Origin of the sequence: Planctomicrobium stercoris, assembly GCF_051465655.1 — a bacterium.
GTDB lineage: Bacteria > Planctomycetota > Planctomycetia > Planctomycetales > Planctomycetaceae > Planctomicrobium.
In genome coordinates, this window is sequence record NZ_CP195791.1 from 4,043,600 (window position 1) to 4,057,804 (window position 14,205).

Sequence of the window (14,205 nt, forward strand, 5' to 3'; positions counted from 1 at the left end):
CGGACTATGAATCCAGATGACGCTTGTCCTGATCGCCCTCTTCTTCACCTTCCTGCATCCCTTTCTTGAAGGAATGGAATGAACCGCCCAGCGACTTCATTGCGGAAGGGAGCCGGCTGCCGAACAGCACGAGAATAATGATCCCCAGGATGATCAGTTCAGGAAGGCCGAGGCCAAACATGCGGATTCTTTCAGCAGGTGAGGGAACAATCAGTCCCGGAGGGAAAAAACGCGGACATCTTCATTCTATCGATCTTCGCGGCTCGTCACAAATCGAAGATGACGCGGAGTTCGCGGTTTGAAAGTTTCCAACAGTTCCGGAAAGAAATGGTCTGCCTGTCATCTTCGGCTTGGAAGCTGATCAACCAGTTTCGCTTTGCAACGGAACAAAACTGGCTGGGATGGAGTCTCATCGAGCAGTCCCGGGCGCGAGAATGGGCTGGCAACCCAGTTCTGAGAGTTTTCGCAAGCTTTTCACTTGCTATTCGACCGCAGCCAGACCGTTCGACGACATTTCCCGACCACTCGTGCAGCTGGTTTTTCAGTACCGAACGGTCCAGAAGTGCTCTCTTTGGCACGGTGATTGCCCCACTCTCTTTCGGTGCGGGAAACGGATTCAAGAACGGGCATGATCGATAATTGAGGAGAGTGGGAAATGAAACGCTTAGTTCTGGCACTGATGGCAGTGGGAATGATTTCACTGGGGTTCGCAGCCAATACGGCTGATGCCCGGCCACGGGGACGGGTGGTCATCCGCGGCGGCGGATATGGCGGCTGGGGTGGTTATCGCGGGTACAACCGCGGGTACTATCGTGGCTACTACGGCAACGGTTATCGCGGCTACAACAACTGGAACCGTGGCTATTACGGCAATCCCGGCTACTACAACGGTGGCTATTACAACGGGTATCGCGGCTATGGGTACGGTCCCTATGGCGGCAGCGGAATTTACTTCCGGTTCTGACAGTAGCGACATGATCAAGCCCGACAGGGCATCGTGCGTCTGCCATCGTGATGGTGCGAGAGCATCCTTAACGCGATGGAACAGAAATGCCGCAGACGGTAAAAGGTCTGCGGCATTTTTCGTTGAGTATTCTCAGTGAGCTTCTGAGACGTCTTCGGGAGGAGGCTCAGGCAGGAAGAATGTCAGAATACATCCCACGAGTGCCAGTCCTCCTGTCACGCACGCTGCGCTGAAAGCGATCTTTGAATATCCAGCCGCGCCGGGAATCCACGCCTGCTTGGCGAGCACAGCCGTCACCCACGCGAAGCTGGTTCCGATCAGTCGTCCGCCGATATTCGCAGCCATACTTTCTCCTGTCCCTCGCAGATGCAACGGGAAGACACGAGGCAGATAATTCCCCCAGAAACTCATCTGCCCGATCACCATCGCCCCGGCAGCAAAAGCCAGCAGCGAGAGCAGATTGACGTCGACCCTTCCCCCCAGACTGAAGTAGTGGACATTCTGCCCTTGGGAAAAGGTCCAGAAGATGGAAGGGAGGAAGAAGAGTGCGGGAACCAGGAACATCGCCAGCAGCTTTCTGCGCCCCGCAATCCGCATGGCGAGAAACGCCAGCAGGAATCGTCCCGCGAGACCTCCCACTTCCTGAAACTCGCTGACTTTGGCGGCCTCAACCTGACGTACGGCCCCAGCCTTGGGGGGCGGAAGATCCTTCACCTTCTCTTCGACTTCAGGCAGTCCGCGGACAATCTGAGTGAACTGCTGAAGCCCACCAAAGGCCATGCCGTAGCTGCAGCCGACGAGCAGAGTCGAGACGACCGTCGTTCTTCGCAGAGCCGGAGTGAAGAGTTCCAGCAGTGACGGACGCTTGAGTAGCCCCGCCTTCTTCTTTTCGGCCCACTTGGGCGATTCCGGCAGGAACGGACGGACGAGGATCAGAGGAATTGCCGGGAAGAGACCCGACATCAGGGTGTAGCGCCAGACAACGTCCGGATTTTCCAACGGGCCGATCAGTTGTGCTGCCCAGTCGGGCATCACGATCATCGGAAGACTTCCCTTCTGGCTGAGGGCAGCAAACTCGTGATTCACAAATGCGACCATCAGGCCACCCAGGGAGGCGAACGCCTGCGTATACCCAATCACGCGTTCCCGTTGTTTCGGGTCATCGAAGAGTTCCGCCAGCCACGCCACAGCCGCAACGAATTCCACGCACACGCCGACAAAGACGAAGCAGCGGCAGATCAGCAGCATCGTCATCGACGTCGAATAACCGGAGATGAACGCTGCCCCGGCGTACAGCAGAATACTTCCCGTCAGAACACGGCGACGGCCCAGTCGATCGGTCAACCATCCTCCCAGCAGTCCGAAGATCGCCCCGAAGACCGCAGGGACAAAAAACAGTGCGGCGATCCAGTTCTGAAAGATCGGCGTGCCGGGAGCGGCGCCAGTGAATTCCCGAATCGCCCCGGGAGCAATGAGCGGCAGCATCAGCAACTCGTAAGTATCGAATGCAAATCCGATCGCAGCAGTGAGGCACACGAGCGACTGAATGACGGTCCAGCGGGGAGCTGGCTTCGTTGCTGGGATGTTGTCCATGGGATTGGGGTATCCGGGGTGGGAGCGAGTCAGTTGGTCACGTAGCAGAGTACATCAATGTCTCCTGCTGTGAAACCGAACGATTCGTCTGATCGACCTGCGAGCGGATCCCGGAAGTATTTTTCAACCTCGACGAATCCGGAAAATCGCGCGACCAACCTCTCTCGCGACGACTTTCAACCCACCCGGTTCCTCTCCGGGCGCCAGAAGATAGAATTCGTAGAGTGACAGGAGTGAAACGAAAATCGGGTGTGCCACTCGACTGCGCCTCATTTCACTCTCCGTCCACAACGCCTGAAACGCAGGAGATCGACATGTCGGCAGAGTACATTCCCGGTTCCTGCAACATCGGACAGTCGGAAGTGCGGAGGCGTTGGATCCTGGGCTGGGCTGGACTGATCACCACTGTCGTGGCCGCAGCGATCCTGATCGTCACAAAGGCTGACCCGCTGCTTCGACTGCTGCTCCTCTTTCCGGCTGAACTCTCAGCACTCGGGTTTCTCCAGGCTGCGTGGCACTTTTGCGTGGCCTATGGACTGCTGGGAGTGTTCAACGTCGGCCCCGATCTGGGCAAGACAGACACCATCGAACAGGCTCAGGCCCGGGCCCAGGACAGATTGCGTGCGACACAGATCATCCTGCTATCGACGATCATTGGAGTCGCTGTCGGAGTCGGCGCTTATCTTCTGCCGATGTAGACGAAAGTCGATTTCGGTGCTGCAGGAGAATCTCATCACATCATCACGATCAAAAACCCGGAGGGTCAGATGCGAGTTCGCGGCACAGCGTGGTTGATCATCGGTGTGCTATGCGCTGTCTGCTCAACGGCTCTTGCGCAGCAGCCACAAGTCGCAACGGGGACCCGCGGCATGGTGGCGTCGGTCTCCGCACCGGCGACTGCCGTGGGAGTTGAGATCCTCCAACAGGGCGGAACAGCTGTGGATGCCAGCGTTGCTGTCGCATTCGCACTGCAGGTCACTTGGCCGGAGGCGGGCAACATTGGAGGCGGGGGCTTTATGATGGTGCAGCCCGGCCCGGGAAAAACTCCCGTCTGCATTGAATATCGTGAGACTGCTCCGGCAGCATCAACTCCGGACATGTTTACAATCGGGGAGACTGCCCTGAGCGCCAAGGCCGTCGGCGTCCCGGGGACCGTGCGTGGCCTCGAACTCGCACACCGGCAGTACGGCCGGCTTCCATGGAAGCAGCTGGTCGAACCCTCTGTCAAACTTGCACGCGACGGTTTCACGGTCGACGACGGTCTGGCCAGCAGCTTGAACGCCGTTCTCCGACTCGAAACGACCACTCCGGAATTCGCTGAGTTTCTCCGAATCTACCGCAAAGCGGACGGCACCGACTGGGAGTCCGGCGACCGCATTGTTCAACCGGAATTGGCCGAGACTCTGCAACGGATCGCTGATGGCGGTGCGGACGCGTTTTACTCCGGCCCGATTGCGAATCTGATTGTCGAGGAGATGCGCCGCGGCAATGGAATTATTTCATTGCAGGACCTGGAGAGCCATCAGGCGAAACTGCGCGAGCCGATACACGTTCGCTTCAACGGCCACGATGTCTACGGTCCGCCGCTTCCCAGCTCCGGCGGTCTCTGTCTCGCGGAGATGCTGCAGGTGCTCGACCAGTTCGACCTGAAGAAGGAACCACGCTGGTCGGCCCGCAATCTCCATCTGCAGATCGAAACATCGCGACGCGTCTTCTACGACCGGGCGAAGTACTTCGGAGATGCCGATTTCGTTGCGATTCCCGAATCCTTAACGACACCGGAACACGCTCGTGAACTTGCAGCGAGCATCGACCTGCAACGTGCCACACCCAGCCGCGAACTGGCTGAGGAAATGCAGATCATCGAAGAGCCCCCTTCGACGACGCACTTCTCCATCGTCGATAAAACTGGCATGGCGGTCTCGAACACTTATACGCTCGAAGCGAGTTACGGGTCGCGAATTGTCGTTCGAGGAGCAGGATTTCTGCTGAACAACGAGATGGGAGACTTCAACTGGAAGGCGGGACACACCGATACTCGCGGCCGCATCGGAACCGATGCGAATCTGATTGCTCCCGGCAAGCGCATGCTCAGTTCGCAAACCCCGGTGATCGTCCTGAAAGATGGCGAACCGGTGCTGGTGACGGGGAGCCCCGGCGGGAGAACGATCATCAACACGTTGCTGTGCGTGTTGTTGAATGTGCTGGAGTTCGAGATGGATCTCCCGACTGCAGTGGCCCAGCCCCGCCTTCATCATCCATGGTTTCCCGATGAAGCTCAGTTTGAAAAGTCGGCCCGGCAGGTCTTTCCCGAAGCGTTGAAGGAACTGGAGTCGATGGGGCACCGAATCGGGTTCTCGACGTCACAGGGTGACGCCCATTCGATTCGACGGAATCCTGCAACCGGAGAACTGCAGGGTGTCGCTGACCGGCGGCGCAGCGGAAGTGCCATGGGGGACTGACCACGCGGACGAGTTTCCGTGCAGCCCGTTCGACGTACTTTTTCCGAGGAGAATGCTCTTCCAGAACTTCAGGGAGTCCGGATATTCTCCCCGCTCGTGGAATTGAGGTGATCTGCACTCTTAGCGGGAGTCAGGGCATGGATGCCGGCTGCGTGGTTCCTCGAACGTTACTTCCCACCTTTTTTAGCGGTGGACCGCCGGGGGTCTCAACGGTTCCGCTTCCCCGATGCAGAACTCGCTTCGAACGGGAAAAGGTGCAGGATCTCCCACAGCAAGGCCCCGGCAAAGTCCGCAAGCGCCGCGACTGAAACCCGGACGGGATCAACAGTATTCGCAGCCGACTTGCGACTTCATTCAGCAGCGTCGTTCTCAACGGTGATCGCAGGGCGATTCGGCCAGAGAAGTCGTTTCACCGAGCGAATGGTTTTTTGCACGCCGCTGAAGAGTACCGCGCGATGGGACTGGGTCAGAACGACATTTCCCATCGCGATTCGCTGTGGCCACAGACGATCGAGATACGAACCGGCAGTGGCACAGCTGTTCAGCAGCCGAATCTCAGGACAGTTCATGGCGATGTACCGGGCCAGTTCGATTTCGGCCCAGACTCCTGGGCTCCCCTCGCGGCTTTCCGGATCCCAGCCAATCTTGTAAGCAAACAATGTGTTGCCGCTGATGAGATTGCAGGTCGAGGCGACGACGTCTTTCCCTGTCAGCAACTCGCCAAACATCACCTGACGGTCTTCCGCCATCCGTGTGATCGCCGCTGTGAAGAAATTCTTATGTGCCGGGTCACAGGCCAGTGCGGTCCCGGAAGTGTTTTTCCATCCGCGCTTTTCCAGATCGAGAAACTGGTCAATTGCCCGGGGGACATCGCAGGGGTCTTCAACGGCACGGAAGCTGACCGGCCCCTGGTTATCGAGGCGGGAAAGCGCCTTCCTCAGTGACTTTCGACGATTCTTCGACAGTGACGTCTCCAGCAGCGTCGCCCCGTCGGTCACCGTGAGGTCCAGGCAGGCACGCGACCAGGAGTGTCGCAACTGGACCTGGAATCCCGTCAGGATGGAGGATGTGTAAAACTGCTCTGAGAACGACGAATCAATGCACATGGAATTCAGCACCAGCCCGTGACGAAATCGAGTCGTCTTCAGATGCTGAAGAAAGGTCGACATTGCGACCCGGGGGTAATGACGATGCAGCAGCATCCCCCCCTGAAATTTGAATGCCGGATCATCGTCGCTGAGGTGCGGAAACGGAATCTGTTTCGATGCCCAGACATCTCGAAAGACCGCCAGCAGAAGCAACTCACCTTGAGCCGACTCGACCGTCCAGATCGAAACGGCTTCGGCCCCCGGGAGGTGGGCAAGTTGTGCGAGTACAAACTGCGGATGGAGAAACGGATTGGGTTCAATCGCATTCCGACTGAGCCGCTCCCACTCACAGATGAAGGCGGGCGTGAGCTCATCGACGGAGCGAACCTGCGCGGAAAGCAGGTGCGGAGTGTGCTCGCTCATGTCTCGTGACGATCCCTCACCGTGCGTACCCGTGCTGGAACGAGAGCACTCTCGCGCGGAGATTGAGGTCAGATGTCGTGTGGGTAGTCGAGTCACAGCTTCGAATGATCAACGAGGGTTCGGAATGACGACCTCCCGGCGATTTGCCCGCGGAATGTCGAAGATGAACAATCTGACTGTTTCGTTATCTTCACGTTATCTGCCAATACGACCCCGGTGGGTGTCGTCTTCCGAAATTGCTTGCGGCTCCCGCACACCGGGGTTCCGGTCCTGTCGATCGCGCCGTCTGGCGCGAATAAAAGAGGCAATGCGTTCTTAACCGAACCGCGTCGGATCACCAGAACGCAGTCTCCTGACAGGAGGCGTTACTGGAAATTCTGGGGTGACTGACACGGGAACTATTGCCCCGATACTTCGACAAGTCGATTTGAAGGGCCCTGGTCGCTGGCTGCAGGATTCATTTTTACGATAGAATCCCTCATCCCCACCCCGAGCCCCAGCCCTGGAATCGACAATGTCTCCACTCGACAGACGCCAGTTCCTGACAACCTGCGGTCTGGGGGGCGTGACACTGTTGTCCAGCCCGCAGTTCGCCTTCAGCTCGGAGACCAGCATGCCTGCAAAAGTTCGCTTCTGCCTGAACACCAGCACCGTGCGAGGGCAGAAACTGACGCTCGAAGAGGAAGTGGAGCTGGCAGGCAGCGTCGGTTACGACGGGATCGAACCCTGGATCAACGAGATTGAAACCTACCGTGACTCCGGAAAGTCACTCTCGGATCTGAAGAAGAAAATCGCCGACAGCGGCCTGCAGGTTTCCAGCGCAATCGGCTTCGCCCCCTGGATCGTCGATGATGCAACTGAGCGCGCCAAGGGACTGGAAAAACTGAAGCGGGACATGGAACTTCTGCACTCGATCGGTGGAGACCTGATCGCAGCTCCTCCGATCGGGATGCACACCAAGGAAGCTCCTGCTGTCGATCTGTTTGCAGCTGCGGACCGGTATCGGGCAGCACTGGAAGTGGGGAGTCAGATCGGAGTGGTTCCACAGATTGAGGTCTGGGGGTTTTCCAGAAATCTGTCCCGCCTGGGTGAGTCTGTGTTCGTCGCGGTCGAGAGCAATCATCCCGACGCCTGCATCCTGCCGGACGTCTATCACATCTATAAAGGGGGAAGCGGCTTCGAAGGCCTGAAGATGATCGCGGGTTCAGCCATCCGCTGTTTCCACTTCAACGATTATCCGGCAACACCTCCTCGGGCGGAGATCAACGACGCCATGCGGGTCTACCCGGGAGATGGCGTGGCTCCTTTGAACCGGATTGTCGCCATCCTGAATGAAATCGGTTTCGCAGGCACCGTCTCTCTGGAACTGTTCAATCCGGAATACTGGAAGCAGGACCCACGCATTGTCGCGGAGACGGGACTGAAGAAACTCCAAGCTGTCTTTTCAGCGTCGTGAGCCCCGTTCCCCCGGACGCGGAGAACGATAGGCCGACACCGGCCGGTCATTCAGACTCAGGATCTCCAGAAGTTTGGCCAGAGTCTGAATGGCGTCGCAGGCGGGAGTCCCGTCGAAAAGCCAGTAGCGCGAGGCAGCGTCCGCCACAACAGGGATCTTCAAGGTTCGCTGATGCCGGATCAGATCCGCCTGGTGCATTCCGCTGGTCTGCCGAAGGATCTCTTCCGCATCCTGGATTTCGATCTGCGACAGCAGTGCCAGCACTTCGGCGGTTTTCAGTTCGAATCCCCCCTCATCAAAGAGGCGAAACGACCGGCCATCTGCTCCCAGATAGACTCCGAAGTCGAGTCGCCGATCACACAGTATATCCACCATCGAACGGCACGCCCGCTGGGTCCCGTCCGCCGTCGACAATCCACCGTTCATGTAATGGACGCTGCAGGGAGTCTGATCGAGCAACTGTCTGAGCAATCCACGTTGAAGAGGATCTATACTGCTCACCGTCAGGCGGAACGGCCTGATGGCGTGAAACTGATCCGCCAGACGGGCTTCGTAATCCCCCTGCAGGTTAATGGCTTCATAACACCCGTCAGCACGACTGGTGCGGTTTCCGGTTTCGTCCAGCTTCTGCTCCAGCTGTGCGAGCAGGCCGGGCGAACACCACGGGAGCCCGTTCTCGTCGACCAGATCCAGTCCGCTCCAGGCGTTGGGAGAATTTCCGCCCGTCAGGTAGATGCCGACATGCGGACGCAGCCTCTCGATGGCATCATCGAACGCGGGCCGGGTGATCAGTCCCAGGTCCGCAATCGTGCAGCCACACTGCTTCATCATCGAGACCATCCCGATGGCAAGATCCGGGGACGAAGGGCGAGAGTCATACCCCGTCACCACCCGCAGTCCGCCTCGCACCTGTCCCGGCGCATTGAGCACACGGGTTTCATCCGCGATTTCGAGAACGTGCTGAACGATCTGCGACATCACTTCGCGAGTCAGCTGATTGACGTACAGGCCACGAAGTCCGTCCGGGGTGAAGAGTGAATGAGACTGTCGCTTCAGTCGGGAAACGGTCCGGGCAACGACCTGTTTGGGGAGCAGTCCGGTTTCCTCACGGTGAATGCAGGTCCGGCAACCACGGTGTCCGTTCGCCAGTCGGGCCAGGTGCAGAGACCGGCTGATGGGACGGCTCTCCCCGGGGCAGGTGAAAGCAGCATCTTCCGTGGCAAGGATCGGGAGTTCCGTGGAAGGGTTCATGGAAGTTTCTGCCTGATGTTCCCGACCGCAGTTTGTCTCACCAGACACTTCAAGTACGAGGTCAAACGTTGTAGCGTATCACTTTCTGCTGTCATTACCGCCTCCGGCATTTTGACGGGCGGAAATGTACGCCTAATCGCCCCCAGGGGTCAATCTGAGACCATGCACGCCACCGAATTTGCCCGGAAAGCCAAAGCCGTCCAGAACGCGGCGCTGGTCGTGCTGCATGGAAACGAGCGGCACCTGAAGAGCACAGCCATGGAGGCTCTCGCCCGGGAATTCCTGGGGAGCGAGCCGCAGGAGGGGCTCGGACTGATCCGTCTCCCGTCGAAAGACCTGGAATTCAGAACTGTCCGCGACGAACTGCAACTCGTGTCGATGTTCTCTGATCGGAAGATTGTCCTCGTCGAAGACGCCGATGACTTCGTCACCGAATTCCGCCCTCAGCTGGAAAACTACGCCGACAAACCGAGCCGTCGGGCGCTGCTGGTTCTCGAAGTGAAAACCTGGCGCAAGAACACCCGGCTCTCCAAGAAAGTCGATTCGGACGGGCTGGGAATTGACTGTTCTGAACTGGATGGGGCTCGGCTGGTCACCTGGCTCGTCCAGCGAATGGAAGAAGAATACGGCAAGCAGATCAGTCGCGAGGCTGCCAGCCTGATGGTCGAACTGGCCGGCACAGCCATGGGACTGCTGGAACAGGAGCTGAGCAAACTCGCCTCCTACGCCGGCGATCGGCCGCGAATCACTCCCGATGACGTCCGCACACTCGTCGGTGGTTGGAAAGCGGAAACCACCTGGGCCATGATCGACGCGATCCGGGACGGTTCCCCGGGGGTTGCCTTGAACTGCCTGAGTAAGTTGCTGTACGCGGGCGAGCCGGCCCCGAAGATTCTGGGGGGAATCAATTACGTCTTCCGGAAGCTGGCAGTCGCAGTCGAAGCATCGAGAAAGACGGGTGCCATTCAGCCTGCCCTGAAGGATGCCGGCGTCTTCCCTCGCGACATCGCGAATGCAGAACGCTACCTGCGTCGAATCAAACGCCAGCGGGCGGAATCTCTGCTCGAGACACTCGCGCAGGCCGATTACGGTCTCAAAGGAGGAAGTCGACTTCCAGAGCAACTTCAGCTGGAGCAACTCATTCTCTGGTTGAGCGGTGCAGCGGTGGAACTCTGAACAGGAAAAATCGCGTCGCCATTCACCGTCGGCGGCCACCTTCAATCGAAGCTGGTGTCAGCGACACGCGAACATCAGGTACACGATGGCGTGCCCCTCGATGACAAACGGGTGAACCATTTTCAATTTTCGAGTCGATCAAAATGACTGATCAAAGCGATCCCCCTGAGCCCCGAAAATCGGCTTTGGATGCGACAACCGCACTCGCGGCCGAACGGACCTTGCTGGCATGGATCCGCACGGGACTGGCACTCATGGGCTTCGGGTTTGTGATTGCCAGATTCGGATTGTTTCTGCGGGAGCTGATTGCTGCGGATCACCTGCGTGTCACGACGAAAGTCGGAATCTCCAACTGGTTCGGCAGCATCATGATGCTCTTGGGAATTGCCGTCCTGGGATTCTCGGGGTTGCATCACATGCAGCTCATCCGGAGACTGTCCGCCGGCGAGCATTACCGCGTGAACGTTTTTTCGTTCGGAGTACTGCTCGCTTTCCTGCTTGCCGCAATCGGGCTCGCGATGACGGCGTCCCTGATTTACACCTTCGATTGAGTGCTCATCAAGAGACGGCGTGAACAGGAGCCAGCTGGCGATCTTCAACCTTCCTCTTCAAACAATTCCTCTGAAGCTTCGTTCGCCAGATGGTCTCTCCATTCTGACCAGTAGTTCCGCGAGAAGAATTGCTGCTGCGTGGTTCGCAGGGCTGTCGCCGCTTCGGCACACCAGGCCCGGAAGTCCGGCCCCTGCTCGATGCTGTTCTTCAGCTCGGTGATCAACTCCTGCATCTCTTCCGTGCTGGAGGGAATCAATCGCAGCTTTTCCGGCTTGCGAATCTCAATCTCCAGACTCTCCAGCATGGTGCGGGCGTCATGATCATTGACGGCAATTGCTTCCGGATCGTTCACCCACTCGAAGTGTTCGATCAGGAAGGTGAAGAGGCCAGGAATGAGAAAGTCAACGGCAGCCCCCGTCTCCTCGACCATCCCCGCCAGATGCTGACAGACATCCGAGACCTCAATCGGCTTGTACAGGTCCTCGGTCCCTGCCTCTCCGGCTTCTTCAGCGTCGATGCGTTCGGGTTCTTTACCCAGCGCGTAATAGCACAGATCAAGGACTTCGAGACGAATCTCTTCAGAGAGCGCATTCAGCGCCCGGTCAAATCGATCGATGGGATATTCCACAGTGAGCCCTTGCACTGAATGGAGGAGGTGAGACGGAAATGGAACACCGCAACAGTATCGCGATCCCTCGCCTTCTCTGCCACCGGGTCTGGCATCGATCCGGGTGAGAAGTCGAGGTTTCGCAATTTCACGCCCTGATCACTCCTGTGTCTTGCCCAGGTCCTGAAAGACAATGCTGCTGGGATTTCCAACGGGAATGAACTGCCCGGTGAACTTCAGGAGACCGGACTTCTGATCCACTTCAAAGGCGGCAAGATTGTCGCTTCTCTGGTTGCAGACATACAAGAACCGTCCGGACGGATCAAAATTGAAACTGCGTGGATAGTTTCCTTGAGTCCACACTTCCGTCACGTAAGTCAGCTCGCCGTTCTCGCCGATCGAAAAAATGGCAATGCTGTCATGCAGCCGATTTCCCGCGTAAACAAACCGTCCGTCCGGAGAAACCAGGATCCCCGAACAGAAGTTACTCCCGGCAAACCCTTCAGGCAGTGTGGAGATGGTCTGCCGCTCGACCAGCTTTCCTGTCGCAGGATCGTAGTCGAACAGCACCACGGTCGAGCCTTCTTCCTGAATGGAATAGAACCATCGGCCGTTGTGATGAAAGTGAAAATGGCGGGGACCGTCACCGGGGGGGAAGCTCACGAACGGAGGATCATTCGGGGTCAGAGTCCCCCGGGTTTGATCGAACTTCGAGACAAAAATCTGATCCAGACCAAGATCCACATGCAGGACGTACTTGCCTGCAGGATCGGCCTGGATCATATGGGCGTGCGTCCGGTCATGTCCGCTGATTGCGAAACTCCCCGGAGGAGCGTTCTGAGCGCGGGTCGGCCCGATCTTCCCCTCGTCGACAAAGATGCTGGTCGCTGGCCCCAGTTGACCATCTTCCAGCACCGGCAGCACCGCCACCGATCCGCCGAAATAGTTCGCCACGAGCAGATATTTCCCGGACGGATGCAGGCTCACATAGGTCGGTCCGGCTCCGCCGCTCTCTACGCTGTTTAACGCCTTCAGACTTCCATCCTGCCGGTTGATGGCATAGCTGGTCACGGTGCCTGATTTCTTCTCACCGACATGATCCGTCTCATTTGCGGAATACAGACGGTTGCCAGCAGCATTGATCACCAGCGCGCTGGGACTCGTCCCCAGTTGATGAACCCCCAGCAGGCTGAAGGCTCCTGTCTTTCGATCGACTTGAAAAATGTGAATCCCCTCTCCGGTTCCGGGCGGGAGATCCACTTGAGTCGGCAGTACGTCTCGCAGCGGAGAACTGAAGGTCCCCACATAGGCAATCAGCGGAGAATCTGTTTCGTTGTCTTCAGCAAAGAGACTTCCACAGTTCAGCCAGAACCCGGCTGTCAGAATCAGAGACAAACTCCACAGCGAGCAGCGAACAGAAAAAACGGAGGGGGATACACGAGTCATTGATCAGCCTTTTCATTGTGCTCAGGGACCATGCATGAGGATAACGTGATCTCATTCTCGCATCGACCCGGCGGCGCGAATTTCTCCCGCAGCCCGCACAGTCCATCACACTTCCGGCGTCTTCATGAACTCGCGCAGCACCACGGTGGCGTAAGCTCCACTCGGAATGGAAAAGCTGATCCGGATTCCGGACTCGATCTTTGAAATCTGGAAGTCCGACGGAAAGAGGAGCAGCGGGCGACGGGTCCCGGGGGTCAGTTTCTTGTGGGCGCGAAACACATCCCGTGAAAGCCCCGCACTTTTCAGGACATCCTGCTCCAGTTCGAAGGGAGCCCCCAATGGCGACTTCATCTTCGGGCCGAAAATCGGACCGGTGATCAACGTTTCGCCTTGTGTGCAGCGTGGCTGTTCAGCCTCCACATCTTCAGCAACAAACAGTCCGCCCGAGAGCGCCACCTGCATGACGTCGCCTATCTGAACCTTTTGCAGAGTCCCCGTTTCGAGACGCTGCCGCACGACTTCGTTGAAAAGAGACGACTGCGCTGCGGAGAGAGCCAGTCGCGTTAAAAACTTTCGGCGCTTGAACGGGATCTCCCGGGGACTCACTTTCCCGGTGAGCAGCGACATCCCCAGCTCCAGAGTTTCCCCGTCGATCCCGAATCGCTGGTCCCCGAAGTAATTCGGCACTCCCCGAACTTCAATGAGCGCGCGAATCTCTTCCGCAATCTGAAGTGCATCCGCAGTCACTTCGCGGACAACGATCTCAAAACGGTTCGCCCGCAAATGGCCCGTCTTCAGCTTATTTCCATGCAACGCAGATCGCAGGACCTGAATCGATTCATCGTCGACATCTCCAACCTTCGACGAAACCGCAGCGGGAACAGAGACCCATTGCCGGGTGACCGCCCGTCGATCTTTCAGCCCCGCCATGCCGATCTCTTCCCGAGGGATTCCCAGCCTGCGGGCCAGATGCCCCAGCAGATGCTCCGCGCTCACATCCCGTTTCTGCACCCAAAGGAAACGATGCTCACCCGCCCCGGACGGTTCGTACGCCGGGATCTCCTCGACCACAAAATCCTCCGGCTCCACTTTGAGCTTCCCCCCAATGGCAAGCTCCAGGGGCGTCGTGAAAGGAAGGGATGGGGAGTCGGGTGATGGTGATGGCATTAAGACGGCTGATCCGGAAT

The 14,205-nt window shown here is 58.0% G+C and carries 13 protein-coding genes; 6 read left to right on the forward strand and 7 right to left on the reverse strand.

Annotated elements, in window-relative coordinates; translation table 11 throughout:
* Positions 1-4: 4 nt before the first annotated feature.
* Positions 5-181 (reverse strand): Sec-independent protein translocase subunit TatA/TatB, encoded by a 177-nt coding sequence (locus SH661x_RS16215; RefSeq protein WP_437223500.1) that lies wholly within the window; start codon positions 179-181, stop codon positions 5-7.
* Positions 182-655: 474 nt separating this feature from the next.
* On the opposite strand from SH661x_RS16215, the gene SH661x_RS16220 reads away from it, so the two are divergent.
* Entirely contained in the window at positions 656-964 is a 309-nt protein-coding gene (locus tag SH661x_RS16220) for a hypothetical protein (protein ID WP_437223504.1), read from the forward strand.
* Positions 965-1,096: 132 nt separating this feature from the next.
* Here the strand turns inward: SH661x_RS16220 and SH661x_RS16225 are convergent, their stop codons facing one another.
* Positions 1,097-2,557, reverse strand: coding sequence for an MFS transporter (locus SH661x_RS16225; protein WP_437223506.1), 1,461 nt, complete (start codon positions 2,555-2,557; stop codon positions 1,097-1,099).
* A 314-nt stretch (positions 2,558-2,871) separates the two neighbouring features.
* Between SH661x_RS16225 and SH661x_RS16230 the strand changes: the two genes are divergently transcribed.
* Positions 2,872-3,255 carry a hypothetical protein gene (locus SH661x_RS16230; RefSeq protein ID WP_437223509.1) on the forward strand — a complete coding sequence of 128 codons (384 nt, stop codon included), beginning with the start codon at positions 2,872-2,874 and terminating at the stop codon, positions 3,253-3,255.
* 69 nt (positions 3,256-3,324) lie between these two features.
* On the forward strand, positions 3,325-5,019 hold the full coding sequence (gene ggt, locus SH661x_RS16235) for a gamma-glutamyltransferase (protein ID WP_437223512.1): 1,695 nt from the start codon (positions 3,325-3,327) through the stop codon (positions 5,017-5,019).
* 350 nt (positions 5,020-5,369) lie between these two features.
* Here the strand turns inward: ggt and SH661x_RS16240 are convergent, their stop codons facing one another.
* Positions 5,370-6,530 (reverse strand): GNAT family N-acetyltransferase, encoded by a 1,161-nt coding sequence (locus SH661x_RS16240; RefSeq protein ID WP_437223515.1) that lies wholly within the window; start codon positions 6,528-6,530, stop codon positions 5,370-5,372.
* Between the two features lie 514 nt (positions 6,531-7,044).
* Between SH661x_RS16240 and SH661x_RS16245 the strand changes: the two genes are divergently transcribed.
* A complete protein-coding gene (locus tag SH661x_RS16245) occupies positions 7,045-7,986 on the forward strand; it encodes a sugar phosphate isomerase/epimerase family protein (protein ID WP_437223517.1) in 942 nt (313 codons plus the stop codon).
* Here SH661x_RS16245 and SH661x_RS16250 read toward each other — a convergent pair.
* Positions 7,975-9,237, reverse strand: coding sequence for a hypothetical protein (locus SH661x_RS16250; protein ID WP_437223520.1), 1,263 nt, complete (start codon positions 9,235-9,237; stop codon positions 7,975-7,977). The genes SH661x_RS16245 and SH661x_RS16250 overlap by 12 nt on opposite strands.
* Before the next feature lie 162 nt (positions 9,238-9,399).
* Between SH661x_RS16250 and holA the strand changes: the two genes are divergently transcribed.
* A complete protein-coding gene (gene holA, locus SH661x_RS16255) occupies positions 9,400-10,413 on the forward strand; it encodes a DNA polymerase III subunit delta (RefSeq protein WP_437223523.1) in 1,014 nt (337 codons plus the stop codon).
* Between the two features lie 143 nt (positions 10,414-10,556).
* Positions 10,557-10,964 (forward strand): YidH family protein, encoded by a 408-nt coding sequence (locus SH661x_RS16260; protein WP_437223526.1) that lies wholly within the window; start codon positions 10,557-10,559, stop codon positions 10,962-10,964.
* 44 nt (positions 10,965-11,008) lie between these two features.
* Here the strand turns inward: SH661x_RS16260 and SH661x_RS16265 are convergent, their stop codons facing one another.
* From SH661x_RS16265 to truD, 3 genes are all read right to left on the reverse strand, one after another.
* Positions 11,009-11,593, reverse strand: coding sequence for a hypothetical protein (locus SH661x_RS16265; protein ID WP_437223529.1), 585 nt, complete (start codon positions 11,591-11,593; stop codon positions 11,009-11,011).
* Positions 11,594-11,731: 138 nt separating this feature from the next.
* Positions 11,732-13,018, reverse strand: coding sequence for a lactonase family protein (locus tag SH661x_RS16270; RefSeq protein WP_437223531.1), 1,287 nt, complete (start codon positions 13,016-13,018; stop codon positions 11,732-11,734).
* A 105-nt stretch (positions 13,019-13,123) separates the two neighbouring features.
* A complete protein-coding gene (gene truD / locus SH661x_RS16275; RefSeq protein WP_437223534.1) occupies positions 13,124-14,185 on the reverse strand; it encodes a tRNA pseudouridine(13) synthase TruD in 1,062 nt (353 codons plus the stop codon).
* Positions 14,186-14,205: the final 20 nt, after the last annotated feature.